Raw genomic sequence first — 25,693 nt, forward strand, 5'->3', positions numbered from 1 at the left:
GTGCCGCATTGACTTTGCACGAACGGTCGTGCACATTAGGGCGCGTGAGCACCGACGGACGGCTCCTCAAAGGCGAGAAGACGCGCAACGTCATCCTCTGCAGGGCCGCCGACATCGCCTCGGCGGAGGGCCTGGAGGGGCTGTCGATCGGCCGGCTGGCCGCCGAGCTGCAGATCAGCAAGAGCGGCGTGTTCACGCACTTCGGCTCCAAGGAGGAACTGCAGCTCGCGACCGTTCGCAAGGCGTCCGGCCTGTTCCGCGAGCACGTCATCGCACCCGCCCTCGCCGTCCCCGCGGGGCTCGGGCGCGTCCGCGCGCTCCTGGACGCCTGGCAGCGCTACCAGCGCGAACCCGTCTTTCCCGGCGGCTGCTTCTTCCACTCCACGATGGCCGAGTTCGACGCGCGTCCCGGCCGGGTCCGGGACGCCATCGCCGCCTCACAGCGCGACTGGGGCGCGTTCCTGGAACAGTGCCTCCGCGAGGCGCGGGACCGGGGCGAGATCGACGCGTCCGCCGACGTCCCGCAGCTGGCCTTCGAGCTGGACGCCCTGTGCCGCACGGGCGGAGCCCATGCGCTCCTCCACGACGACCCGTCCTTCCACGACCGCGCCGCGCGGGCCGTGCGGGCCCGCCTGGCCGCCGTCAGCTCGTGACCGTGTACGAGGGACGCGTGTTGAGGGCCTCCACGTCGGAGAACGACGTCCGCTGATAGGCCCCGTTGATGGCGGTCAGCTCCTCGGGGGTCAGGACGTCCTCGATGCAGGAGAACCCCTGCGGGGCGCGCTCGCTGACCATGTGCAGGACGCGGTCCGCGGGCATGTCGCGGCACGCCAGGACGACCGCGTTGGCCGCCTCGCGGCGTTCCCGCTCGTAGCCGAGCAGCCCGGCGGCGGGGTCGGCGGCACTGGCCAGCTCATGCGCCAGGACGCGGGCGTCCAGGACCGCCTGCGACCCGCCGTTGGACCCGATCGGGTACATCGGGTGGGCGGCGTCGCCGAGCAGCGTGACACGGCCGAACGTCCAGCGGCCGAGCGGGTCCCGGTCGACCATCGGGTACTCCAGGATCTGCGCCGTGCCGCGCAGGAGGGCCGGCACGTCCAGCCAGCCGAACGTCCAGCCCGCGAAGTGGGGGAGCACGTCGTCGAGCCGCCCGGTCCGGTTCCAGTCGGCGGTGCCGCCGGGCCGGCCGCCGGCCGCCTCGCCGTTGGGGGACGGCCCCCCGGAGTGCCCGGCCCGGACCATGTTGACCTCGGCCACCCAGTTCAGCAGCGCCCGGCCGTCGCGCTCGGCGCGCCCCGAGATCGGGTAGACGACCACCTTGGCCGCGGTGTTGGTGCCCGCCACCGCCATCGTCCGCCCGGTCAGGAACGGCTCGCCCTCGGTCAGGCCGCGCCACATCCGGATGCCGTTCCACAGCGGCGCCGGCTCGTCCGGGTACAACTGCGCGCGGACGGCGGAGTGCAGACCGTCCGCGCCGACGAGCACATCCGCCGGGACGGTCTCCACGGTGCCGGACGCCCGGTCGAGCAGCCGCGCCCGCACCCGCGTCCCGTCCTGCTCGAAGCCCTCGAAGACGGTGCCGGTGCGGACGGACTTCTCGCCGAGCCGCGCCAGCACCGCCTCCAGCAGCGCCATCTGCAGCTCGCCGCGGTGGATCGAGTACTGCGGCCAGCTGTAGCCGAGCGCCAGCCCGCGCGGCTCGCCCCAGATCCGCCCGCCGAACCGGTCGAAATGGACCATCTCGGCGGTGGGGACGCCGAGGTCGGCCAGTTCCTCGCCGAGCCCCAGCTCGGTCAGCTCGCGCACGGCGTGCGGGAGCAGGTTGATGCCGACGCCGAGCGGCCGCAGCCGGGCGGCGGCCTCGGCGACGAGCACCTCGAACCCGGCCTCGTGCAGGCTTAACGCCGCGGTGAGCCCGCCGATCCCGGCCCCCACGATGAGTACGCGCATGAATTCCCCCTCCGTCCGCCTCCGGTCTCGTCGTCCGCGCGCCCTCCCGGGCCCGGCTAGGTCCCCCGGTCCGCGTCCGCGGGCGCCGCCCCCGCCACCTTCGCCCCGCCCCGGACCAGCCGCCCCACCTCGGCCCGGAGCCGGACGAACTCCGGGTCGCTCCGCGTCCCGATCTGGTCGCGCACGGCCGGCAGCGAGACCGGCAGGTCGGCGTGCACCCGGGCGGGCGACCGGTTCAGCACGACCACCCGGTCACCGACGTAGACGCTCTCGTCGATGTCATGCGTGACCAGCAGGATCGTCATCTTCTCGTTCCGGTGCACCTGCAGGACGAGGTCCTCCAGGTCTTCCCGGGTCTGCGCGTCCACCGAACCGAACGGCTCGTCCATCAGCATCAGCGACGGGCGGTAGGCGAGCGCCCGCGCGATCGACACGCGCTGCTGCATGCCGCCGGACAACTGCCACGGGTACTTGCGTCCCGCGTCCGGGAGCCCGACCGACTCCAGCGCCTCCTGCGCGGCGGCGCGCCGCTCCGCGCGGGACTTGCCGCGCCGGCGCAGCGGCAGCGCCACGTTGTCGCGGACGGTCAGCCAGGGGAACAGCGAGCGGCTGTAGTCCTGGAAGACCACGGCGAGGTCGTCGGGCACCCCGCCGATCGGCGCACCGTTCAGTGTGAGCCTCCCGCCGGTGGGGCGGATCAACCCGGCGGTGCAGCGCAGCAGCGTGGACTTGCCGCAGCCGGACGGGCCGACGATGCTCACCAGCTCACCGTCCGGGACCGTGAGGTCGAGGCCGTCGAGGGCCAGGTGCCCGTCGGCGTAGGAATGGGTGAGGCCGGTTATCTGGAGCATCGCGGCCGCCTTTTCTGTGTGGACGTCGGCAGGATTCGTCGGCGGAAGGGCCGGTCGTCGAAGGGCTCGCCGGCCGCTGGGCGCCGGCGTACCGGGCGACCAGCGGCCATGAGCGAAGGCTCCGTACGCGGGGGGCTGTCGAAGACCTGACCTTTTGATCGGGCGGGGGATGCGGCGCGTTACCGGCTCGCCGCTTCGGAGAGGTCCGCGGCCACGCCGCGGACCAGCCGGCCGACCTCGGCCCGGAGCCGGACGAACTCCGGGTCGCTCCGCGTCCCGATCTGGTCGCGCCCGGCCGGCAGCGTGACGGGCAGTTCCGCCCGGATCCGGCCGGGATCGCGCGCGAGGACGACGACGCGGTCGCCGAGATAGACGCTCTCGTCGATGTCGTGCGTGACGAGCAGGATCGTGACGCCCTCGGACCGGTGCACCCGCAGGACGAGGTCCTCCAGGTCCTCCCGGGTCTGCGCGTCCACCGAGCCGAAGGGCTCGTCCATCAGCAGCAGGGACGGCCGGTAGGCCAGCGCGCGGGCGATGGACACCCGCTGCTGCATGCCGCCGGACAACTGCCACGGGTACTTGCCCGCCGCGTCCCCGAGCCCGACCGACGCCAGCGCCTCGGCGGCCCCGGCCCGCCGCTCGGACCGGCCGAGCCCGCGGCGCCGCAGCGGCAGCGCGACGTTGTCGCGCACCGTGAGCCACGGCATCAGGGAGCGGCTGTAGTCCTGGAACACGACGGCGAGGTCGTCGGGCACACCGGTGACCGGGGTGCCGTTCAGCACGACCTTCCCCTCGCCCGGCGCCATCAGCCCGGCGAGGCAGCGCAGCAGGGTGGACTTCCCGCAGCCGGACGGCCCGACGATCGTGACGAGCTCTCCCTCGCCGACCTCCAGGTCGATGCCCTCCAGCACCCGGTGCGCCCCGTAGGCGTGCCCGAGTCCCGTGATCTCCAGCATCGCGGGTCACCCCTCCAGCGGCTGGTAGGCGGGTGAGTCGTCGGGGGCGACGTCGACGTCGATGATGAACGGGCCGTCGTGGGCGAGCCCCTCGGCCATCGCGGCGTCCAGGTCGGCGGCGCCGGTCACGGACCGGCCGGGGCAGCCGAGGCCGGCCGCCAGCGACACGAAGTCGATGCCGCGGATGTCGGTGCCGGGGACGGTCTCCAGTTCGATCCGGCGGCCGAGCGCCTTGACGGCCCCGTAGCCCCGGTTGTTGAGGACGACCACGGTCATCGGGACGTTGTACTGCGCGGCCGTCCAGAGCCCCTGGACGGAGTACATGATCGAGCCGTCGCCGATGACGCAGACGATGCGCTCACCCGAACCGGCGAGCGCCCGTCCGACCGCGACGGGCAGGCCCCAGCCGAGTGCGCCGCTGCCGGTGGTCAGGAAACCGCCGGACCGGGTGATCGGCAGCCGCGCGTGGAACATCTCCCGGTGGCTCGGGCACTCCTCCACGATGACCGCGTCGGCCGGCATCCTCTCGCGCAGCGTCTCGATGACCAGGGCCGCGTCGATCGGGTCGGTGGCCTGGGGCCTGGCCAGCCGGGGCAGCGGCTCGGGAAGGGGCCGGTCGGCCTTGTCGACGAGTTCGAGCAGCCCGGACACGCCCGCCTCGATCGTGGTGAGGACGCTGGTGCCGACCGGTGCCCACGCCGCCTGCGCGGGATCGCAGTCGAAGTGGAACAGCCGCGTCCCCTCCGGGACGAAGGGGCCCCCGGAGTGCACGTGGTAGGTGAAGATCGGCGCCCCGAGGACGAGGACGACGTCGTGCCCCTCCAGCCGCCCCGCGAGCTGGTCGCGGACGGGCGGCAGGAAACCGCGGAACAGCGCGTGGTCCTCGGGGAATCCGGACCGGCCCGACAGCGGGCTGATCCACACCCGCGCACCGGTCCGCTCCGCCAGGCTCACCACGCCGGGCATGGCGCCCTCGTCGTCCACGCCGGAGCCGACGACGATGGCCGGGTTCGCGGCGTTGTCCAGCGCCTCGGCCACCTCCCGGAGCGCGGCCGGGGAGGCGGCGAAGTCGGCGTGGACCTCGCGGGGCGGGACGGGCTCGGCCGGAGCGTCCCAGTCGTCCTCGGGGACGGACAGGAACACCGGTCCCCGCGGCGGCGTCATCGCGACCCGGTACGCCTCGGCGAGCGCGGCCGGCACGTCCTCGGCGCGCTCGGGCTGCCGGCTCCACTTGACGTAGGGGCGGGGGAACAGCGCCGGCTCGTCGGCACCGAGGAACGGGCGGGTCGGCAGCATCGCCCGGGACTGCTGGCCCGCGACGATGACGACCGGCACCCGGTCGCGGTAGGCGTTGAAGACCGCGCCGAGCGAGTGCCCCACGCCGCCGGCGGAGTGCAGGCTGACCAGGGTCGCGCCGCCGGTGCCGAGGGAGTGCCCGGCGGCCGCCGCGACCGCGACGGTCTCCTGCAGCGCCAGGACGTACCGGAAGTCGGCCGGGAAGCCGCGGAACATCCGCAGCTCGGTCGAGCCCGGATTGCCGAAGAACGTGGTCATCCCCACTGCCCGGCAGAAGTCGAAGAATGCTTCCCGGACGGTGATCTGGGTGGTCATGCGTCAGCCTTTCGCGCCTGCGCGGTGCTTGGCGAGGATCCGCCGCTCCACCGCGAGAAGAATCGTGTTGAACAGGTAGCCGAGAATCCCGAGCAGCACGATCACCGACCAGATGGTCGGCAGGTCGGACTGGCTCTGCGCGTTGGTCAGCTCGAAGCCCAGGCCGTCGGAGGTGCCGGGCAGCAGTTCGGAGAAGACCATCAGGATCAGCGCCAGGGACAGCGCCAGCCGCAGCCCGGCGAAGATCTTCGGCAGTGCGGAGGGGATGATGACGAACCGGAGCCGCTGCACCGCGGAGAGCCGGAACGCCTGGGCGGTGGCCATCTGCACGGGGTCGACGCTGCGCGCACCGTCCGCGGTGTTGAGCAGGATGGGCCAGATCGCGCTGAAGATGATCGAGGCGACCTGCATCTGCGTGCCGAGGTCGAACAGCACGATGAACACCGGCACCAGGGTCGGCGGCGGGATCACGCGGCAGAACTGCAGCAGCGGCTCCAGGTAGGCCAGCGCCTGCTCGGAGCGGCCGAGCGCGAGGCCGAGGAGGACGCCGACCACGACCGAGAGCGCGAGCCCCAGGAACATCCGGCCGAGGCTGGGCATGATCGAGTCGCCCGCCTCGGCGCTGAAGTACAGATGGTTCGCCGGCCCGGACAGCCACATGTCCCGCATCCGCCGGACGATCTGCGACGGCGGCGGGAAGAACGGGCTGTCGGACGCGCGCGTCGCCGCCTCCCAGCCGGCGATCAGGAGCACCAGCGGAAGCAGCCGGTGCAGCAGCCCGCGGGCCGCCCGGCCGGCCGGGCCGCCGCGGCGGGCGGTGCCCGCGCCGAGGGTCGCCGCCGTCACGATGCACCACTCCTCTGTGCCTTGTGCCAGCGGAACACGCGGTTCTCGCCCTGCCCGAGGAGCATGTCGATGAGCAGGCCGAGGCAGCCGGCCCACACCGTCCCGGCGAGGACGTCCAGCGTGCCGCCGGGCACGTTGCCCGCCTGGGCGATGAACATGCCGAGGCCGTCGCCGAAGCCGGACAGGATCTCGGTGCCGACGGCCAGGATGAGCGCGATGGACGCGGCGAGCCGCACGCCGGTCGCGATGAACGGGGCGGCGCTCGGCAGCGACACGCGCAGCAGCACCTGGAACCGGCTGAAGCCGAAGCTGCGCAGCGTGTCCTTCGCCGTCGGGTCGACGTCGTCCAGCCCGTAGACGGTGTTGAACAGGATCGGCCAGGAGGAGGCGTAGACGACGAGCGGGACCTCCATCTTCAGGCCGGAGCCGAGCAGCAGCGCGGCCAGCGGGATGAGGGCCACCGACGGGATCGGGCGCAGGAACTCCACGATGGCCCGGACGGCGGTGTTGACCGCCGGGACGCTGCCGAACAGCAGCCCGAGCGGCACCGCGATCGCGGTGGCGATCAGCAGCCCGAGCGCCCATGCGGTCAGGGTAACGCGCACGTTGAACAGGAAGTCCGGGTCACCGGCCAGTTCGAACGCGCGGGCGGTGATGCTGGACGCGGGGGGCAGATAGGAACGGTCCACAACGCCGGCTCTGCCGAGGATCTCGCTCGCCAGGAACAGGATCGCCACCCCGGCGGCCCCCCGCGCCCACTTTCCGGGACGCGAGAGGCCGCGGGGCGGCGCCGACTCATGAGTCATGAGCTGATCAGCGTCCCGCCGTCACGACGTCGGCTGGAACAGGATCGCCTTCATGTCCGGCTGCTGCTTGAGCAGGCCCTCCTGCTGCATCAGGTCTCCGATCCGCTGCATGCGGGTGACGCTCAGGGAGGTGGGGAAGTCCGGAAGCGTGATGACCGAGGCGACCTGCGCGTCGATCTTGGCGTAGCCGGGCAGCACCTCCTCGACGCGCTTGCGGTCCTGGGAGGCCAGCTTCTGCGCCTTGATGATGGCGCGCTGGAACGCGGCGGCCGTCTTCGGCTTCTTCTTGGCGAACTCCTGCGTGGTCACGTAGCCGCTGATGGGCAGGCCCGTCACCGGCTCGCTGCCGCCGTCGACGGCCACGCGGGCGCCGAGCTTCTTCTCGGTGTCGGAGAGGAAGGGCTCCACGGTGTGGATCGCGTCGACCTGCTTCTTCTGCAGGGCGGTGGCCATCTGCGGGAAGGGCACCTGGACGTACTCGACCTTGGTGGGGTCGACGTTGTTGGCCTTGAGGATCGCGTTCAGCGTCACCGTCTGGATGTTGTTCAGGATGTTGACGGCGATCTTCTTGCCCTCCAGATCCTTCGGGCTCTTGATCTTGGAGTCGGGCATGACCAGCACGTTCATCATGTTCGAGGTGAGCTGGGCACCCTCGGCCAGGATGCTGAGCTTCAGGGCGCCCTTCTCATTGGCCTGGAGGAAGGAGACGTAGTTCGCGCCGGCGATGACGTCCACGCCGCCCTTGGCGAGGGCGGGCAGTGCCTGGATGCTCTGCTGGACGGGGATGACCTTGACGTCCAGGCCCTCGGCTTCGAACAGCTTGGCCTTCTGGGCGACGTAGAGGGCGGCGCCGTCGACCAGCGGCAGCGAGGCCACCTTGACGGTCGTCTCCTCCAGGCCCTTGCCGCCGCCGGAGGAATCGGAATCTCCGCAGCCGGCGACGACCGAGACGGCCAGCGTGACCGCGCTGACCAGCGCTGAAAGACGTAGGGATTGCCGCATCGGGCACTCCTTAACTTGATGGGGAAGCTGCTTCGGCGGGCCCTGGGGGATCGAAGGCATGAGAGCCAGGGGAACGGCCGTAAGCCACGCCACCTGCCACGCCTGAAGATCACCTGCGCCGGGAGCGTATCGCGGACCGCCCGTCATGGGTGGTTTCAGGTCGAATTGTGTGACTCTCTTGTGTCCTTATGGCGGTCGCGGCGGCCAATGGCGCGGCCGGTGCGCCGCGGATGTTCTTCCCGGTGACATGCGGTTTTCGGTGCCGCCGGGACGCCGGAACCACAGGATGGGCCGCGGACCCAATCCATAACGCGTCGAACAAGGATTCCCGCCGAGCCCGCATTCGCCCGCTAATGGGCCGGCGCCGTTTCGGTGACAATCCATTGTCATTCCAATTCGGAGAGTGATCATCGGATACAGATTTGTAGCCGAACAGTGACCGGTCGGTCGCTTGCGTGCCGAGGGCGATCAGCCGCGGTCACCTTCTGGACCCGAGTCATGACGCAGCGTTCGGATGCCGAGAGTGACGGTCCGTGCTCAGCAAATCGGACATGCGGGCATATAGTCATGATCGTGGCATTGGCACATATGGACTCGCATATGGTCCTTTGCGGCCTATCCGTGGATGTGCTGCAATGTCGTGCGCCGGAGGCGGAGATGAGGTCGTATAACCCTTCGCTGCGGCTTAGTCACAGAGAGTGTGGCATTGTGAGGGAGAGGGTGTAAACGGCGGATGCAACCAAGCGACGAAGGTCGCGACCGTCCTCGGCCTGCTGACGTCGAGGTGCAGTCGGACCGTTCGACACGATCAGGTGGCAGACTGAGCCTGCGGAACTGGCGTGTGCCGCAGCGGCTCATCGTGCTGATCCTGGTCCCGACGGTCGCCGCCGTCGTGCTCTCCGGACTGCGCATCTCCGGCTCCCTGAGCGAGGCGCAGACGTATGGGCGCATGGAGCGGATGGCGGAGCTCGGACAGGGGATCACCCGGTTCGTCCAGGAGTTCTCCGCCGAACGGGACCAGGCCATCGAGTACATCGCGGCGGGACGTCCCCGCGCCCTCGTCCCCGGCCTGGAGGCACAGCAGCGCAAGACCGACGCCCTCGTCGGACAGGTGCGCACGGCGGCATCTCGCATCGACGGCTCCTACGGCACCGAGGCCGTCCGCGACGCCACGGCGGTCAGCAGCCGCCTGGACGGGCTCAGGGCGCTGCGCTCCCTCGTCGTCGGCACCAAGGTCCCCGCCTTCGTCGTCCTGCAGAAGTACACGGAGCCCGCCCAGGAACTGGTCGCCGTCCTCGACGGTATCTCCCAGAACGTGGCCGACGACGCCCTCGCGGAGAGCAGCCGCGCGCTGGGCGCTCTCTCCCGCGCCAAGGAGGCGCTCTCCCGGGAGCGCGCCGTACTGCTCATCGGCGCGCGGATGCGGCGCCTGACCCCCCAGGAGCTGAGCGCGCTGACCGCCGCGCGCTCCCAGGAGGACAGTGAGCTCGCGGCCTTCCGCAACTCGGCGTCCCTGGAGCAGAACCAGCGGTTCGAGGACACCGTCGTCGGGACGAAGATCGACCAGGCCCGGGACCTGCGGCAGCGGGTGATCGAGGCGGCGTCCACCAGCGGCGGGCTGCTGCCCACCACGCTCGGCACCGCCCGGTCGGCCAAGGTGATCCGCTCGTCGATGACCGAGATGGTCGACCAGATGCACGTGGTCGAGCAGTACCTCGCCGACGACATCCGGACGCGCAGCGACGAGAGCGGCTCGGCGGCCCGGATCTCCGCGATGACCGACATCGCGGTGGTCGCCGCGCTGCTGATCGTGCTCCTGCTCATCACCGTGGTGATGGCGCGGTCGCTGGTGCGGCCGCTGCGCCGGCTCCAGGCCGGTGCGCTGGAGGTGGCCAACACGCGGCTGCCCGGACTGGTCGACCGGCTCCGCGATCCCGAGGCCGCCGCCGGCGGCATCGAGGTCCGGCCGATCGAGATCGACTCCACCGACGAGATCGGCCAGGTCGCGCGGGCCTTCGACGAGGTCCACCGCGAGGCGGTCCGGCTGGCGGCCGACGAGGCCGTCCTGCGCGGCAACATCAACGCGATGTTCGTCAACCTGTCCCGCCGGAGCCAGTCCCTCATCGAGCGCCAGCTGCGCCTGATCGAGGAGCTGGAGCAGAGCGAACGCGATGAGGAACAGCTCGCCAACCTGTTCCGGCTGGACCACCTCGCCACCCGCATGCGCCGCAACTCTGAGAACCTCCTCGTCCTCGGCGGTCAGGACCAGGTCCGGCGGTGGAACAAGCCGGTGCCGCTGATCGACGTCGTCCGCGCGTCATTGTCCGAGGTTGAGCAGTACGAGCGGGTCGCGCTGCGGGTTCAAGGCGACATGGCGGTCGCGGGTCCCGTGGTCAACGACCTCGTCCACCTGGTGGCCGAGCTGGTGGAGAACGCCACCGCGTTCTCCGCCGAGCACACCAGCGTGACGGTGTCCGGGCAGATGCTCAGCGGTGGCGGCGCCATGCTGCAGATCACCGACAACGGCGTCGGCATGTCGCCCGAGGAGTTGGAGCAGGCCAACTGGCGGCTCGCGAACCCGCCCGTCATCGACTTCTCCGCGGCCCGCCGCATGGGGCTGTTCGTGGTCGGCCGCCTCGCCGTCCGGCACGGCGTCCGGGTCGAGTTGCGCGCCGCCCAGGGCGGCGGCCTCACCGCGTTCGTGGTGCTGCCGGACGCCGCGGTCGTGCCCGGCGAGTCCGGCGGCATCGGCTCCCGCAGCGGCCTCGCCCCGCGCGAGGTCGCCCCTCCCGGGCAGCTCGCCGCGCTGACCACGTCCGCCGCCGACACGTCCGCCGGCATGGGCGGCCACCGGCAGGACGACTACGGCACCGCCGGGCAGCCCATGGGCGCATCGCCCGGCGCCCCGATGAGCGGCGGCAGCGGCTCGCACCCCACGGTCGGGGGCACGGGTTCGCATCCCGCGGTCGGGGGCACCGGCTCGCACCCGACCGTTGGGGGCACCGGTTCGCACCCGGCGGTCGGGGGCACGGGTTCGCACCCGACGGTCGGAGGCACCGGCTCCCACCCCATGGTCGGGGGCACCGGTCCGCTGCGGTCCATCCGCGGCGTCACCGGCCCGCAGCCCGCCATCAACGACAGCGGGCCGACCCCGGTGGGCGGCAATGACACCGGGCCGGCGTCGGTGCCGCCCATCCAGCGGCGCCCGCCGCGGGACCGCCGCCGCGCCGCCGAGGACCCTCACCAGCCCGGCGACCGGCAGCCGACGCGCCGGCCGGGCGAACTGCCCGTCCGTGAACCGGGCGCGAACCTGCCCGGCCGTCCCGCCGGGGACCCGCCGAACGGGCTGTTCCAGCCGCGCGGCGAGCACCCGCGCGACACCGGGGACGGCGGCGGATACCGGCCGGGGCACACCGGGCCGCAGCCCGTCGTGCCGGAGGCTCAGCCGATGGTGCCCGAGCCCGGTGGCGCGCGGCAGATCCCCTGGGAGACCGGGCCGCTGGAGCAGGTCGGCACCGACCCCGCGGCCGCACCGTCCGGCTACGCCGCCGGCCCCCCGCCCGCGTCCATGCCGAGCCCGCCGCAGGACGCCATCGCCGAGCCCGCCGCGCCCCCGCTGGTCGACCGCAAGCCCCCGCCGCGGCGGCCGGAGCGCTCGCCGATCTTCGACGCGATGCAGTCGGAATGGTTCCAGCACAGGTCCGAGGGCACCGCCGCGGAGAACCCGGCGCGCGGCTGGGAGTCGCCCGCGGACGCCGGCTTCCGCGCCGCCGAGGCCGTCCGCCAGCCGGTGGCGAGCAGCCGCACCAAGGCTGGGTTGCCGAAGCGCGTCCCCGGCAAGAACCGGGTGCCGGGCGCGGTGGGGCGCGCGGCGGAGAACCCGCCCCGGCCGGCGCCGGCGCAGGACCGGCCATTGCCAGGCGAGGCCGTCAATGGGCAGGCTGTACCGGGACAGCCTGCGCAGGGGCAAGGCCGGCAGGGCCACGGCCAGTCGGCCGACGTTGTACGCAGCCGCTTCGCGAGCCTGCAGCGCGGCGTCCACCGGGGACGCACCGAGACTCGCGGCTCAAGCACGTCAGGTGAGGTGCCGTCACAGGATGACGGCGAGACAGGAGGCACCCGGTGAGCGGGCAGGATCTGAACTGGTTGGTGACGAACTTCGCGGACCGTGTCGCGAAGGTCGCGCACGCCGTCGTTGTCTCCTCGGACGGATTGCCGATGGCGTACTCGGCGGGCTTCCCGCCCGAGCGTGCGGACCAGTTGTCGGCGATCGCCTCGGGGTTGATGAGCCTGACGCAGGGCGCGGCGAAGATCTTCGACGCGGGCGGGGTGAACCAGACCGTCGTCGAGATGGACCGCGGGCTGCTGTTCGTCATGTCCATCGCGAACGGGTCGGTCTTCGCGGTGCTGGCGGCGCCCGATTGCGACCTCGGGCTGGTGGCCTACGAGATGACGCTGCTGGTGGAGCGGGTGGGACGGGTGCTGACACCCGCGCTGCGCGGCCAGGAGCAGCAGCCGACCTCGGGGCCGTCCGTGTCCGAGATGGGCGCCGGGCCCGCCCGCTATTGACCGTGACTGACTCTGACGGAGGACGGCGAGATGGATCGAGGCAGTTCCTTCGGGGGCGGTCCGGGCGGACCCGGTCCGGGCGGACCCGGGCGCTGGCCGGGTGACCAGGGACGGGCCCCGGCGCAGAGCCGGCCTCCCGAGCCCGAGGAGGGCGAGGCCAGTTCGCTGGTGCGTCCCTACGCGGTGACCGGCGGGCGCACGAAGCCGCGCTACGACCTGGCCATCGAGGCGCTGGTGACCGCTGCGCCGTACCCGCCGCGGGACGTGGCCGTGCTGACCCCGGAGTACCGGGCGATCATGGACCTGTGCCGGTCCGCCCGCTCGGTGGCCGAGGTCTCCGCGCTGCTGCGCCTGCCGCTCGGGGTGGCGCGCGTCCTCGTTGCCGACATGGCCGCCGAGGGGCTGCTGCGCCTGCACCAGTCGCAGCCCTCCACCACCGCCGGCGGACAGCCGGACCTCCGCTTGCTAGAAAGGGTGCTCAGTGGCCTTCGGAAGCTCTGACCAGGTCCCGGCTCCCGGGCCGCGCGGCGGGGAGACCGAGCTGACCTCGGTCAAGATCGTCGTCGGGGGCGGCTTCGGCGTCGGCAAGACCACCTTCGTCGGCTCCGTCTCGGAGATCATGCCGCTCACCACCGAGGCGGTGATGACCGCGGCCAGCGCCGATGTGGACGACCTGTCGGCCGTGCCGGACAAGACGACCACCACGGTCGCGATGGACTTCGGGCGCGTGTCGCTCGACAGCGAGCTGATCCTGTACCTGTTCGGCACCCCCGGGCAGCACCGGTTCTGGTTCATGTGGGACGACCTGGTCCGCGGTGCGATCGGCGCCGTCGTCCTCGTCGACACCCGCCGGCTGGAGGACTGCTTCGCCGCGGTGGACTACTTCGAGGAGCTCGGCCTGCCGTTCGTGGTGGGCGTCAACGGGTTCCACGGCGAGTTCCAGTACGCGGTGGAGGACATCCGCGACGCGCTGTCGATCAGCTCGCACGTGCCGATCGTCCAGTGCGACGCGCGCAGCCGCGAGTCCACCAAGCAGGTGCTGATCACGCTCGTCAAGCACGCGATGTCGATGCACGCGGGCGGTGCGCACGCCGGCGCGCCCGCGCAGCCCGGCACCACGTCCCCGAGCTGGACGTAGTGACCGCTTTGCCTACGGTCGCGTAGGTCGTATGCACGATGCATGATTGATCCCCATGATCGACCATGAATCCGTGCGGGGGTTGCGATGAGCGAAGGGCAGATCCGGACGTACGTGGCCCTCGGCGACAGCTTCACCGAGGGACTGAACGACCCCTGCCCGGGCGAGGAGGACTCCTTCCGCGGCTGGGCGGACCGGCTCGCGGAGCACCTCGCCGAGCGGAACCCCGGTCTGCGTTACGCCAACCTCGCGGTCCGGGGCAAGCTCGTCCGGCAGATCGTGGACGATCAGGTGCCGCGCGCCGTCGAACTGGGCCCCGACCTCGTCACGCTGTGCGCCGGCGGCAACGACATGATCCGCCCGGGCGCCGACCCGGACGCGCTCGCGGTCGTGTTCGACGACGCGGTCCGCCTGCTGCGCGGCACCGGCGCCCGGGTCGTGGTCTTCACCGGCTTCGACACCCGCGGCCTGCGCTCCGGCTCGCGCATCCGCGGCAAGGCCGCGACCTACAACATGCACCTGCGCGCCATCGCCGACCACCGCGGCTGCGACGTCGTCGACCTGTGGCCGCTGCGCGTCTTCTACGATCCACGCGCCTGGCACGAGGACCGCCTGCACCTCTCGCCCGAGGGTCACCGCCGCATGGCCCTGCTCGTCGCCGACGTGCTCGGCGTCCCCGTCGCGGACGACTGGCGGGAACCCTGGCCGCCCCTGGACCGTGCCGACTGGCTCACGATGCGCCGTGAGGACGTCCGCTGGGCCCGGACCTACCTCGTCCCCTGGATCGGCCGCCGGGCCACCGGCCGATCCTCCGGCGACGGCCGGACCCCGAAACGCCCGACCCCCCTCCCGTTGTAGGACGTCCGCTCAGCGGGTCAGGGCCTCGTCGAGGGTCGCGGTCACGGGGATCCGGCGGTGCAGGCCGGTGATCTCCAAGGCCCGGCGGATGATGGGACGGGGGCCGGCGAGGGTGAGGCTGCCGCCGGCGGCGGTCGTCGCCTTGTAGCAGGCGACGATGACCGACAGGCCGCCCGAGTCCATGAACTCCAGTTCGGCGAGGTCGAGAACGAGGTGTTCGCCGTGTTCGCGGCGCGCCTCGTTCAGGTTCCTGCGCAACTCCTCCGAGCAGGCGATATCGAGTTCTCCGCGCAGCCGCACGACGGTGCGCCCGCCGTCCGACCGCGTGGTCACTTCCAAAAGTGGCACGGGGGGTTCCCCTCCTGAGAGCACGGCATCGGCCGGAGGGCCGCCCGGCAGATGCTTTCCATCCGACAACTATCGCCGACGACGGGTCCCCTGCCAACCCGGCACGACGGGGTGTGCGCGATCTCGCCGGGCCATAGGGTGCTGTCGGACGTGATTGCCCGCTTCCGCTGCGTAGGAGAAGGCTCAGGTGCGTGCTCCCCGGCTGCCGGACCATCTTGAAGTGCTGCTCACTGAAGAGCCCGTCCTGGACGTGTACGCGCACGGTCCCTGGCGGGTGCCGGACGGTCTGTACGAGGAGATGCGAGAACGCGCGGTCGCCTACAACACCGACCAGCGCGCCGTCGTGCTGACGCGGCAGCTCAGCGACTTCTACGGAGACCGCACGAGCGCGGCGGGGGCCGAGCAGTGGTCGCTGCTGACGTTCCTGCTGGGCGCCTCGGCGGTCCGGGGCGGGTCGCGCGGCGATGTCGACTACGAGCTGCTGTCGGACTTCCTGGCCACGCCGGAGCCGGCGGTGCGCGAACCGGTGGCCTGGTTCACCCAGGGCGGGAAGTGGCGTCCGCCGGGGTTGTGGCTGCCCGAACCCGCGGGGGACGACCCCGAGCGGCGCGCGGTGATGTTCGAGCTGGCGCGGGCCGGGCTGGAGGTCTTCGAGGGCCTGGAACCGGTGGAGCGGCGCCGGAAGGCGCTGATGGGGCTGTTCGACCGGCGCGCCGCCGACCCGGCGCTGCGTAAGGCCGACATGACCGTCCCGAACCGGCGGCTGGAGGACGCCTGGACCGCCGGGCTGACCGAGGAGGAACTGGCCGTCCTGCCCGAGCTGGCGGGGCCGGTCGGGTACCTCGGGTGGGCGTGCGAGGGCCTGGACGCGGCGCACGAGCGGCTGGCCGGGGCCGTCGCCGACGGGGACGAGCCCGATGCCGCGCTGGCCCGGCTGCTGCTGGCGGCCGAGGCGCCGGTCGTCCCGGCCGAGCTGGCGGTGGTGCTGGGGACGGCGCGCTACGAGAACGTGGAGGAGCGGTTCCGCGCGGCGCGCGAGGGGTTCTCCGCCGAGGAGTGGCAGCTCGACGTGCGCGCGTGGCTGGCCCGGGGCCTGGTCGCGGGGGAGGCGGACGCGGCCCGCGCCTGGCTGGACATGGCGGTGCGCTTCACCGGCTCCGTGCAGGGCCTGCCCGGGGCGCCGGTCACCCCGCGCTGCCGGGTGCCGGTGCGGCCGTTCCAGGTCGACCTGCGGCGGCTGTTCACCGCCCGCCGGGTCCTCAACACGCTGACGTTCGGTACCGGTGAGCGGGAGAACGACGCCGGGCGGGAGCGGCCCGCCGAGGTGGCGGAACCGGGGCTCGTCGGGCAGCCGGAACTGTCCCGGGCGCTGCGGGACGCGGTGAGGGCGCGGCTCGCGGGGGAGCGGGCCGTCCGGCTGCTCGTCGCCGGGCCGGAGGGCACCGGAAAGGGCACCGCCGCCGAGATCGTCGAGGAACTGCTCGCCGAGGGCGGCGCCGTCCGGGAGGCGCTGTGGATCTCCGATCAGGTGTTCGCGTCGCTGGGGGTGAGCGACGCCGTCCTGTGGCTGCAGGCCCGCGTCCGCGACTGCCTGGAGGGGCGGATGCTCCTCGTCGTGGACGACCTGGAGAAGCTCGCCGCGAGCGAGCGCTGCGGCGCCGCCGCCGTGGAGGAGCTGCGGCGGCTCATGGCCCGCGCGCCGTCCCTCAGCGTGGTCGCGCTGTGCCGCCCCGGCGGCGACCGGCGGCTGTTCGACGCCAACCCGGCGCTGGTGCGCGCGTTCGACGTCGCCCGCACCCGCGACTTCACCGAGGACGACTTCGCCGAGCTGTTCACGCTGGCCGTCGCGCGGCGCGGCGCACGCGTCGCCCCGCAGGTCGCGGCGGCCGCCGGCGGCATGCTCCGGCGTACCCCGCCGCTGCTGAACCTGCGCGGTGCCCGGCTGGTGGCGCACATGGCGGGCGAGGCCGTCGCGGCCGCCGCCGCGCGGGAGGAGGACCCGGTCGAGGTCACCGGCGCCGACCTGCCGCAGCGCCTCATCGCGGGCCGTCCCGCCGAGGCCGACCCGCTCGCCGAGCTGGCCGCCTGCATCGGCATCGGGCCGGTGAAACGCGAGGTCGAGGCGCTCGTCGCCGAGGCCAAGGCGGCCCGCCTGCGCCGCGAGGCGGGCATGTCGGCCAGGCCGCGTCCCCGGCATCTGGTCTTCACCGGGAACGCCGGCACGGGCAAGGGGAAGGTCGCCCGGATCCTCGGCCGTGTCTACGCCGATCTCGGCGTGCTGTCGTCCGGCCACCTGGTCGAGGTGGAGCGCGCCGACCTGCTCGGCGAGTACGCCAGCGAGAGCGTCCTGCGGGTGCGGCGGGCGGTGGAACAGGCGCACGGCGGCGTCCTGCTGGTCCGCGACGCGCACGCCCTGGTGTCGGTGTCGGCGGACGCCGCGCGCGGCCGGGAGGTGCTGGACGTGCTGCTGACCAGCGTCCAGGCGCACACCGAGGACCTCGTCGTGGTGCTGGCCGGCCCGCACGCGGAGATGAACGGGCTGCTGAAGGCGCATCCCGACCTCGCCGCGTCCTTCCCCCGGACGATCCGGTTCCCCGACCTCACCGACGACGAGCTGGTGGAGGTGTTCGCGGCCAAGGCCGCCGACGCGGGGTTCGAGCTGGCCCCCGGCGTCGTGGACAAGGTCCGCGGGCTGGTCGAGGCGGCGCCGCGCGAACGCGGCCTCGGCAACGTCCGCATCATGACGAACCTGCTCGACCGGGCGGTCGCGATGCAGGGCCGCCGGGTCCTCGCCGACGGGATCGTGGACGAGACCGAGTCCCTCGATGTGATCCTGCTGGAGGACGTCCCCGACACGCTCACCCGCGGCCGCGACGACGTGCCCGGCGACCCGCTCGCCGAGGTCGAGCGGCTGATCGGCCTCGCCGACATCAAGCGGGAGGTGGCCTCGCTGGTCGCCGAGGTCCGCGCCGAGCAGTTGCGGCGCGATGCCAAGGTCTCCCCGGCGTCCCCCGCCCGGCACATGGTGTTCATGGGCAGTCCGGGCACGGCCAAGACGACGATCGCGCGGCTGATCGCCGCCGTGTTCGCCCGGCTGGGTCTGCTGTCGTCCGGCCATCTGGTGGAGGTCACCCGCGCCGACCTCGTCGCCGAGTTCGTCGGGCAGACCGCGCCGCGGGTGCGGGGCGCGGTCGAGCGCGCTCTCGGCGGCGTGCTGTTCGTGGACGAGGCGTACGCGCTGTCGTCGTCCGGCGGCGACCGGCGCGACTTCGGCCACGAGGCGATCGCCGAGCTGCTGCGGCTGATGGAGGAGCACCGCGGCGACCTGGTGGTCATCGTGGCCGGCTACGACGCCGAGATGGAGCGGTTCCTGGACGCCAACCCGGGGCTGAAGTCGCGTTTCCCGAAGAAGCTGCGGTTCCCCGACTACGCCGACGACGAACTCGTCACGATCTTCGAGTTCATGGCGGCGGAGGCCGGGTTCGAGCTCGCGCCCGGCGTCCTGGACCAGCTGCGCGGCCTCGTCGCCGCGCAGCCGCGCGGTGCCTCGTTCGGCAACGCCCGGCTCGTCCGGAACCTGCTGGAGGCGGCGATCTCCCGGCAGGCGCAGCGCATCACCGCCAAGGACGACGAGGGCCGTGAGATCGACGCGGCGGAGGTCGGGCTGCTGCGCCCCGAGGACCTGCCCGACGCCCCGCCCCGCGAGGAGGACGGCGGCTACGGCCTCTACATCTAGCCCGCCTGCGCCTGCGCCCGCGGCCCCTCGCCCCCGTACGCCGCCGCCTGGAGGGAGTACAGCTCGGCGTAGAGGCCGCCGCGGGCCATCAGCGTCGCGTGGTCGCCCTCCTCGATCACCTTGCCCCGCTCCAGGACGTAGATCCGGTCGGCGTGGCGGACGCTGGCGAGCCGGTGGGTGATCAGCAGGACCGTCCGGCCGCCGGCGTGCGTGCGGATCCGCTCGAACAGCTGGTGCTCGGCCCGCGCGTCGAGGGCGGCGGTGGGTTCGTCGCAGACCAGCAGCGGGGCGTCGCGGAAGAAGCCGCGCGCCACGGCGAGCCGCTGCCACTGGCCGCCTGACAGTTCGGCGCCGCCCTTGAACCGGCGGTCCAGCAGCGTCCCGTAGCCGTGGCCGAGGTCCGCGACGACCTCGTCCGCGCCGGACGCGCGGGCCGCGGCGAGCATCGCCGGGTCCTCCTCCCCGCCCTCGGCGGGCTCGCGCCCGCGGCCCATCGTGATGTTCTGCCGCGCGGTCATCGGCCAATGCGTGTACTCCTGCGCGATGACGGCGATGCGCTCCCACACCTCCTGCGGCGGGACCTCGGTCAGCGGCACGTCGTCCCACCGCACCTCCCCGGCGTCGGGGTCGTACAGGCACGCCATGATCTTCGCGAGGGTCGTCTTGCCCGACCCGTTCTCGCCGACGAGCGCGACCACCTCGCCTTTGCGCAGGTCCACCGAGACGCCCGCGAGGGACGGCGTGTCCGCGCCCGGGTAGGTGAACGTGACGTCGCGGACGCGTATGCACGCGAAGTCGTCCGGCAGCCGCCCACGCTCCCGCGCCGGGGCGGCCGGCAGCGCCCGGTGCGGGATCCGCTTCTCCGCCGCATCGCAGAAGGCCAGGTAGTCGCCGAAGTACAGGCCCTCCTCGTAGCACTGGTTCACGGCGAACACGAGGTTCGCCAGGGAGGACTGGCCCGCGCGGATCGCGAGGACCGCCGTCCCCGCCACGGCCAGCGGTACCGCGCCCTTCCACAGCATGAGGCCCAGCGCGACGTAGACGGCGGCCGTGGCGACGCCCTTCAGCACGTCCCCGGTGACCCGCGCGACCGTCTGGCGGCGGGCCAGGTCGAGTTCGACGCCCCGCTGGTAGGCGGCCGACCGGTCGTACTGGTCCAGCAGGAACGCCCGCATCGTGAACGACCGCACCTCGGCGGCGTGCTTCCGCTCGACCATCAGGTCCGACAGGATCCACTTGCGGCGCGTGACCTCGACCAGGGCGAGCATCGTCAGGTACTGCATCCGGGCGCTGCGCAGGGACGCCCAGCCCTCCGGCACGGCCGTCAGCAGCAGCAGCGGCAGCAGCAGCGGATGCAGCACGCCGAGCGTCCCGGCCGCCGCGAGCATCCCGACGGCCCCGGTGAGGACGTCCACCGCCTGCTGGACGACCCGCGACGCCGACGCCATGCCCCGGGTCTGCGCGCGCTGCAACTCGTCCAGGAAGTCCGAGTCGTCGAGCGCGGCGAGATGCACGGCGGTCGTCGCCTCGTACAGCCGCAGTTCGGCGAGCCGGGTGACCTGGGGCCGCAGCCGCGACTGCGCCCAGCCCGCGCCCGCCTGCAGCCCGGCGCGCAGCGCCACCGCGCCCGCCACGAGCGCCAGCGACGGCAGCGCGTCGCGGACCCGGCCGGGCGTCGGCCCGGCGCTGAACAGCGCGGTGAGCACGCCGGTCGTCGCCAGCAGCCAGAACGCCGTGAAGATCCCCGCGGCGAGGTTGAGGGAGATCGTCGCGACCGTGTCGGCCCGGCTCGCCCGCCACGCCAGCCCCGCCGCCTGGACGATCACCGCCGGGAGCCGCCGCGCGACCGTGCCGAGTCCCGTCTCGGCGAGTTCCCGGTCCTTCGCGTGCCAGAGGTGCGTGGACAGCTCCGGAAGGTCCGGCCCGGGACGTGACCGCTCGGCCCGGTGGGCTCTCCGCCGGCCCGGCCGCCCTGAAAACCGCCGTCCTGTCCCCATACGCCGCCCTCCATGGCCTAGTGCCGGTCAGGGGGCAGTGTGCGCCGTGAGGGGGACGGTGTCCGCTTCATTTGTCACATAGCGCGGTTATTTGTTCGGTCGGACATTCATGCGGAGGATGGACGCGCGGATCCGGCGGGTTGTCTAGGGTCTACGCCATGAACGATGGCCGGCAGCAACGCCACAGCGCCTACGGGCGCGACCCGTACGAGGACCGTTACGACCCGCATGACGACCCGCACGCGGGCGACCAGCTCGCCGGCGGCCGGTTCGACCAGGGCGGATACGGGGACGGGCCGCGCGGTGGGGCGCGGCCGCGGCGCCGGCGTCGCTGGCCGCGGGTGCTCGGCGCACTGGCGGCCGTTCTGCTGCTGCTCGTGGTCGGCGGTTACTTCTACCTGGACTCGCGGCTGAAGCGGGAGTCCGTCCTGGTGGACTATCCCGGCCGGGTCGCCGACACCCCGGGCACGAACTGGCTGATCGTCGGGTCCGACAGCCGGGAGGGCCTGTCGAAGGCCGACCAGAAGCGGCTCGCCACCGGGTTCGCCGGGGGCCGCCGCACCGACTCGATGATGCTGCTGCACTACGGCTCCGGCGGGACGTCCCTCATCAGCCTGCCGCGCGACTCCTACGTCCCCATCCCGGGGCACGGGTCGAACAAGCTGAACGCGGCGTTCGCGTTCGGCGGCCCCAAGCTGCTCGTGCAGACCGTGGAGAAGAGCACCGGGATCCGCATCGACCACTACGCCGAGATCGGCTTCGGCGGCTTCGTCGGCGTGGTGGACGCGGTCGGCGGCGTCGACATCTGCGTCAAGGACGCCATCAAGGACCACAAGGCGGGGCTCGACCTCAAGGCCGGCTGCCAGACGCTGAACGGCGGCCAGGCGCTCGGCTACGTCCGGACCCGCGCGTTCGCCCGCGCCGACCTCGAACGGGTCGAGCACCAGCGGCAGTTCTTCGCCGCGCTGATGAAGAAGTCGACCAGCCCGGGGACGATGCTGAACCCGTTCCGCAGCATCCCGCTGGCGATGAACGCCACGAGCAACTTCCTGGTGGACGACGGCGACCACCTGTACGACCTGGTCCGGATGATGTGGGCGATGAAGGGCGTCAGCGGCGGTGGCGGTGTGACGACGACCGTCCCGATCGGGGGCGGCGGCAGCTCGGCGGCGGCCGGCTCCTACATCACGTGGGACAGGGCCAAGGCGTCCCGGCTCTTCGACGCGCTGAAGCAGGACCAGCCGATCCCGCAGGACGCCATCACCAAGTGACGGACGGCTCGGTGACGGGCGCGGATACAGTCGGATCATGTCCGATGTGACGCCAGAGGGCGCGGAGCTGGACGAGCTGTCCACCAGGGAGCTGCACGAGCGCGCGATGAACCTCGCCAGGGAGCGGCACGACGTCGGCTTCGTGTGGGACCTGCTGCGCGCGATCCCGGCCGCCGCGGCGGCCACCGGCGAAGTCGGCCGCGCCGAGTTCGACCTGTTCCACGGCCTGTCGCTGCTGGAGGAGTTCACGCACGCGGGTGAGGGCGAGGTCGGCGACGCGCTCAGGCCCCTGTACATCGAGTACCTCGCCGAGCACGCCAAGGGGACCTGATCGTCTCTTTGTGCCTTCTTGATCTCTGTTCGACCGCCCATGGGAAACACTCTGCGTAGACAATCGACCGCAGAGGGTGGTTGAAGTGAGCAAGAAGCCCGTGAAGATCGCCGCCATCGCCTTCGTGGTGTGGTACGTCATCAGCAGGCCGGAGGGGGCCGCGAATCTCGTCACCAGCGCCCTGAGCGGGCTCGGCAACGCGGCGGAGTCGTTGTCGCAGTTCATGAGCGCCCTCCCCAACTGACGGGCGGCTCCCCGCCCCCCGCTCCCGCCGGCGCGGGGCTTCTGTGCGCGCGGGGCACCAAGCGGTGGCTCCCACGGCACAGTAAAATCGCGCTTTGCGGGCAGACACGGCTGGGCACAATTGGGATCGGGTCAATTGTGTCGCGTGCTACAACCAGGGACGGGCGTACAGATGAAGAAGAACCTCCGCTATGTGGCGATCGCCTTCGTCATCTTCTACCTGCTGAGCTCACCGACGGACGCGGCGGGAGTGGTCAACAACGCTTTCACGCAGCTGGGTCAGGCGGGCAACCAGCTCGCCGCCTTCGTGAACGCCTTGGGCAAGTGATCGCCGCGGGCGGCTGAACCGGGCCGGCGGTGCGGGTCCCCCCGTCCCGCGCCGGCGGCATGACCGGTGAGGATGGGCCGGTCTCGGGGGTGATCTCCTAGTATCGGCCCATGTCTGTCTTCGACGTAGAGATCGGCGACCTGCGCGGCGGCTCGGCGGACCTCGGGCAGTACCGAGGCAAGGCCGTCCTCATTGTCAACGTCGCCTCGAAGTGCGGCCTCACCCCGCAGTACTCCGGCCTGGAGCGGCTGCAGGAACGGTACGCCGGACGCGGCTTCACCGTCCTTGGCGTCCCCTGCAACCAGTTCATGGGCCAGGAGCCCGGTACCCCGGACGAGATCGCCGAGTTCTGCTCGACGACGTACGGGGTCACGTTTCCGATGACCGAGAAGATCGAGGTCAACGGCGACGGCCGGCACCCGCTGTACCGGGACCTCGTCGGCACCCCGGACGCCGGGGGGCACACCGGCGACATCCGGTGGAACTTCGAGAAGTTCCTGATCACCCCGGACGGCACGGTGGCGGCGCGGTTCGCGCCCCAGGTCGAACCGGAGGCGGACGAGGTCGTCTCCGCCATCGAGAAGCACCTTCCCGCCTGAAACGGACGCGCCCTCCGCCCCGGAGGGCGCGTCCCGGTCGGGGTGTGAATCGCGCCACATCGCGACGGTCTCCGCGGCCCTCACGGGCGTCGGCCACGCTCCCGCCCCGGCTCCAGGGTTCAGCTCGGGCCGTGGGTGATGTCCCAGTCCAGGGTGGCGGGAACCGCGCCCTCCAGCGTCAGGAGCCAGCGTTTGACCTCGACGCCGGAGCCGCCGCTGTAGCCGCCGAGGCCGTTGGAGGCGACCACGCGGTGGCAGGGGACGATCAGCGGGATGGGGTTGCCGCCCATCACCTGGCCGATGACCTGCGCGTGGACGCCGGTGCCGCTGCGCTCGCCCAGTTCCCCGTAGGTGACGACCTGCCCGTAGGGGACGGACTCGTGCAGGGTGCGGAGGACCTGCCGCTGGACGTCGGTCGTGAGACGCCAGTCGATCGGCACCTCGAAGTGCTTCAGGTCGCCGGCGAAGTAGTCGCGCAGCGCCGACAGGGCGGGAGCCGTCCGGCCGGGGGCGGCCACGACGGGCAGGCCGGTCGCCTTCGCGGTGCGGGCGCGGGCGGCGGGGGTGTCGCGGAAGTGCAGTGAGACGACGCCCGTCTCGGTCTCGCTGACGAGCAGGCGGCCGAGCACGGTGTCGACCGTGCCGAACGCGAGGGTCTCGGTCATCGTTCAGCGCTCCTTCCCGGCGGTTCAGCGTCCCATATGAGGCCGGTGTTCCTCGCGGCACCGGCTCTTCCTGTAGTAACACCGGAGCGCGTCCTTACGTTGCGAGCGCACGGTGGAGCCGCGCGGACTCCTGCACCAGGCGGCTGGAGCCGCCGCGGGCCGCCGTCTCCGCGACGGCCGGGATCGTGCCCCCGGCGCCGATGATCTCGGCCTGGCGGGTCGCCAGCGCGATGAGGTCGGGCAGGCCGGCCGCGGCCCGTTCACCGGGCGCCGGGAGCGCGTGCGGGAGCGCGGCGGCGAGCAGCGTCCAGACATCGGCGTGGGCGCCCGCGTCGGCGGCGGCGGTGAGGGACTTCACGGCGCGGGTCAGGGTGAGGCGGCCGCGGGCGGCCAGCCTTCCGAGCGCCGCGCCCGTGCCCTCCGCGGGGAGGGCGCCGCGGGCGCTCAGGGCGAGGAGCGCCTCGACGGCGTTCGCGCGCTCGTCCCGGTGCCGGTTGGCGAGGGTCATGGCGAGCAGGGTCGCAGTGGCCGCGCCGGTGGGACCGTCCGCCTCGGCCAGGTCGAGCAGGATGGCGCCCTGGGCCAGGGTCTCCTCGTCGGTGCCGGCCAGGCGCGGGACGAGATGCGCGGCGGCGACCTCCCGGTGGGAGGGCAGCATCGACGGCCAGAACACGGTGGAGGCGGTGTGGTTCGGCCGGCCGAAGTCCGTCCAGCCGTCCTCCGGGAAACGGCAGAGGTGGGCGATGTCGGAGTCACCGGGCACGTCCACCGTGGACAGGATGCGGGTCGGGAGCCGGAGCGCCCGGCCGCGGACGGTCGCGACCGGCTCGTCGAGGATCCGGCACTCGACGCCCGGGTCGGCGAGCCCGCCCGCGGCGAGCCAGGCCGCGACCGTCCGCCCGGCCTCGGACACCAGCCGCCTCGCGCGCGCCACGGCCTCCCGGTCGATGTCGCGGGGGACGCGCAGCATCGCCTGCGCGAGATCGGCCCGTCCCGGCTCCGTGCCCGTCTCCTCCAGGCGTTCGAGCCGCCTCACCAGGACGTCCGGGGCGATGTGGCCGCTGCCTTCGGTCGGCGTCGCGAGCAGCACCGGCACCGTCCCGACGGCGGACGCGATCTCGTGCCTGCGCAGGGTGAGGAAACGCTCCAGCTGCGGCTCGGACACCGTCCCGGACTTGCGGGACCGGCCCCTGAGCAGGGCGGCGAGAACTCTGGGCAGGTGGTGCGACGTCCTCGGGAGAAGAAGGCTCCGCACCGGGAACTGGACCCAGCTTTCCTGGACAACGTGTTGCATGTACGAGTGGCCTGCGGGGTTCGCGAGCCACGGCGCCATGTCATCGGCGGGTCTCCTGAGCGCCTCGCGGGTCGCCTCCAGGTCGCGGTAGGCGAACTCGACGAGTGCGGCCAGGAAACGCTCCTGTGCCCGCCACTCGCCGGTGGAGCGCAGCAGGACGGTGAACTCGTCGGCCAGTTCGGCGAGGGAACCGATCGGGGCGGGCGCCTCGCGCGGGACGAACGGCGGCGGACCCGCCGGCGGCTCGGGCTCGGCGGCCGCCTCGATCTCGCCGAACGCCTCCGCGACCGGCTC

At 72.6% G+C, this 25,693-nt stretch carries 23 protein-coding genes; 12 read left to right on the forward strand and 11 right to left on the reverse strand.

All coding sequences use genetic code 11. The annotated features are described in order from the left end of the window. Positions 1–44: 44 nt before the first annotated feature. Positions 45–653: a TetR/AcrR family transcriptional regulator gene (locus tag AF1_RS17025; RefSeq protein ID WP_067799603.1), complete on the forward strand. Its 609-nt coding sequence runs from the start codon at positions 45–47 to the stop codon at positions 651–653. Here the strand turns inward: AF1_RS17025 and AF1_RS17030 are convergent. The 7 genes from AF1_RS17030 to AF1_RS17060 all read right to left on the reverse strand — a co-directional run bounded on the left by AF1_RS17030 (position 643) and on the right by AF1_RS17060 (position 8,022). After that, positions 643–1,950, reverse strand: coding sequence for a flavin-dependent oxidoreductase (locus tag AF1_RS17030; RefSeq protein WP_067799606.1), 1,308 nt, complete (start codon positions 1,948–1,950; stop codon positions 643–645). The genes AF1_RS17025 and AF1_RS17030 overlap by 11 nt on opposite strands. 56 nt (positions 1,951–2,006) lie before the next feature. Then, positions 2,007–2,801 (reverse strand): ABC transporter ATP-binding protein, encoded by a 795-nt coding sequence (locus tag AF1_RS17035; protein ID WP_067799609.1) that lies wholly within the window; start codon positions 2,799–2,801, stop codon positions 2,007–2,009. 179 nt (positions 2,802–2,980) lie between these two features. Beyond that, the gene (locus tag AF1_RS17040; RefSeq protein ID WP_067799614.1) at positions 2,981–3,757 is read right to left on the reverse strand and encodes an ABC transporter ATP-binding protein; all 777 of its coding nucleotides are present in this window, start codon (positions 3,755–3,757) and stop codon (positions 2,981–2,983) included. 6 nt (positions 3,758–3,763) lie between these two features. Beyond that, entirely contained in the window at positions 3,764–5,368 is a 1,605-nt protein-coding gene (gene mdlC, locus AF1_RS17045) for a benzoylformate decarboxylase (RefSeq protein WP_067799617.1), read from the reverse strand. Positions 5,369–5,371: 3 nt separating this feature from the next. Further along, on the reverse strand, positions 5,372–6,214 hold the full coding sequence (locus tag AF1_RS35665; protein WP_067799619.1) for an ABC transporter permease: 843 nt from the start codon (positions 6,212–6,214) through the stop codon (positions 5,372–5,374). Then, positions 6,211–7,020, reverse strand: coding sequence for an ABC transporter permease (locus AF1_RS35670; protein WP_067799622.1), 810 nt, complete (start codon positions 7,018–7,020; stop codon positions 6,211–6,213). The genes AF1_RS35665 and AF1_RS35670 overlap by 4 nt, the downstream gene beginning before the upstream one ends. 21 nt (positions 7,021–7,041) lie before the next feature. Further along, positions 7,042–8,022 carry an ABC transporter substrate-binding protein gene (locus AF1_RS17060; RefSeq protein WP_067799625.1) on the reverse strand — a complete coding sequence of 327 codons (981 nt, stop codon included), beginning with the start codon at positions 8,020–8,022 and terminating at the stop codon, positions 7,042–7,044. A gap of 841 nt (positions 8,023–8,863) precedes the next feature. Here AF1_RS17060 and AF1_RS17065 point away from each other — a divergent pair. From AF1_RS17065 to AF1_RS17085, 5 genes are all read left to right on the forward strand, one after another. Next, entirely contained in the window at positions 8,864–12,148 is a 3,285-nt protein-coding gene (locus AF1_RS17065; RefSeq protein WP_207394102.1) for a nitrate- and nitrite sensing domain-containing protein, read from the forward strand. Continuing rightward, on the forward strand, positions 12,145–12,591 hold the full coding sequence (locus AF1_RS17070) for a roadblock/LC7 domain-containing protein (protein ID WP_067799628.1): 447 nt from the start codon (positions 12,145–12,147) through the stop codon (positions 12,589–12,591). The genes AF1_RS17065 and AF1_RS17070 overlap by 4 nt, the downstream gene beginning before the upstream one ends. Positions 12,592–12,621: 30 nt before the next feature. Continuing rightward, positions 12,622–13,092: a DUF742 domain-containing protein gene (locus tag AF1_RS17075; RefSeq protein ID WP_084263022.1), complete on the forward strand. Its 471-nt coding sequence runs from the start codon at positions 12,622–12,624 to the stop codon at positions 13,090–13,092. 40 nt (positions 13,093–13,132) lie between these two features. Then, on the forward strand, positions 13,133–13,729 hold the full coding sequence (locus AF1_RS17080; RefSeq protein ID WP_067799658.1) for a GTP-binding protein: 597 nt from the start codon (positions 13,133–13,135) through the stop codon (positions 13,727–13,729). A gap of 87 nt (positions 13,730–13,816) precedes the next feature. After that, a complete protein-coding gene (locus AF1_RS17085) occupies positions 13,817–14,587 on the forward strand; it encodes an SGNH/GDSL hydrolase family protein (RefSeq protein WP_067799634.1) in 771 nt (256 codons plus the stop codon). 9 nt (positions 14,588–14,596) lie between these two features. Here AF1_RS17085 and AF1_RS17090 read toward each other — a convergent pair whose 3' ends face one another. Beyond that, positions 14,597–14,920 carry an STAS domain-containing protein gene (locus AF1_RS17090; protein ID WP_067799636.1) on the reverse strand — a complete coding sequence of 108 codons (324 nt, stop codon included), beginning with the start codon at positions 14,918–14,920 and terminating at the stop codon, positions 14,597–14,599. Between the two features lie 235 nt (positions 14,921–15,155). Here AF1_RS17090 and AF1_RS17095 point away from each other — a divergent pair, with 235 nt between their 5' ends. After that, on the forward strand, positions 15,156–18,671 hold the full coding sequence (locus AF1_RS17095; RefSeq protein ID WP_067799639.1) for an AAA family ATPase: 3,516 nt from the start codon (positions 15,156–15,158) through the stop codon (positions 18,669–18,671). On the opposite strand, the gene AF1_RS17100 is transcribed toward AF1_RS17095, so the two are convergent. Then, positions 18,668–20,668 carry an ABC transporter ATP-binding protein gene (locus AF1_RS17100; protein ID WP_084263024.1) on the reverse strand — a complete coding sequence of 667 codons (2,001 nt, stop codon included), beginning with the start codon at positions 20,666–20,668 and terminating at the stop codon, positions 18,668–18,670. The two genes, AF1_RS17095 and AF1_RS17100, sit on opposite strands and share 4 nt — an antisense overlap. A gap of 158 nt (positions 20,669–20,826) precedes the next feature. On the opposite strand from AF1_RS17100, the gene AF1_RS17105 reads away from it, so the two are divergent. The 5 genes from AF1_RS17105 to AF1_RS17115 all read left to right on the forward strand — a co-directional run bounded on the left by AF1_RS17105 (position 20,827) and on the right by AF1_RS17115 (position 23,440). Beyond that, positions 20,827–21,939: an LCP family protein gene (locus AF1_RS17105; protein ID WP_084263025.1), complete on the forward strand. Its 1,113-nt coding sequence runs from the start codon at positions 20,827–20,829 to the stop codon at positions 21,937–21,939. Positions 21,940–21,976: 37 nt separating this feature from the next. Continuing rightward, positions 21,977–22,270 (forward strand): hypothetical protein, encoded by a 294-nt coding sequence (locus AF1_RS17110; RefSeq protein WP_067799642.1) that lies wholly within the window; start codon positions 21,977–21,979, stop codon positions 22,268–22,270. Positions 22,271–22,355: 85 nt separating this feature from the next. Then, a complete protein-coding gene (locus tag AF1_RS35180; RefSeq protein WP_165488407.1) occupies positions 22,356–22,514 on the forward strand; it encodes a hypothetical protein in 159 nt (52 codons plus the stop codon). Positions 22,515–22,685: 171 nt separating this feature from the next. Beyond that, the gene (locus AF1_RS35185) at positions 22,686–22,841 is read left to right on the forward strand and encodes a hypothetical protein (RefSeq protein WP_165488408.1); all 156 of its coding nucleotides are present in this window, start codon (positions 22,686–22,688) and stop codon (positions 22,839–22,841) included. 110 nt (positions 22,842–22,951) lie between these two features. Continuing rightward, the gene (locus AF1_RS17115; protein ID WP_067799644.1) at positions 22,952–23,440 is read left to right on the forward strand and encodes a glutathione peroxidase; all 489 of its coding nucleotides are present in this window, start codon (positions 22,952–22,954) and stop codon (positions 23,438–23,440) included. A 119-nt stretch (positions 23,441–23,559) separates the two neighbouring features. On the opposite strand, the gene AF1_RS17120 is transcribed toward AF1_RS17115, so the two are convergent. Then, the gene (locus AF1_RS17120; protein WP_067799646.1) at positions 23,560–24,105 is read right to left on the reverse strand and encodes a methylated-DNA--[protein]-cysteine S-methyltransferase; all 546 of its coding nucleotides are present in this window, start codon (positions 24,103–24,105) and stop codon (positions 23,560–23,562) included. Positions 24,106–24,199: 94 nt separating this feature from the next. After that, the coding region (locus tag AF1_RS35190; RefSeq protein ID WP_217999827.1) for a DUF7824 domain-containing protein at positions 24,200–25,693 on the reverse strand (1,494 nt) is incomplete at its 5' end.

It is taken from the genome of Actinomadura formosensis NBRC 14204 (assembly GCF_001552155.1).
GTDB lineage: Bacteria > Actinomycetota > Actinomycetes > Streptosporangiales > Streptosporangiaceae > Spirillospora > Spirillospora formosensis.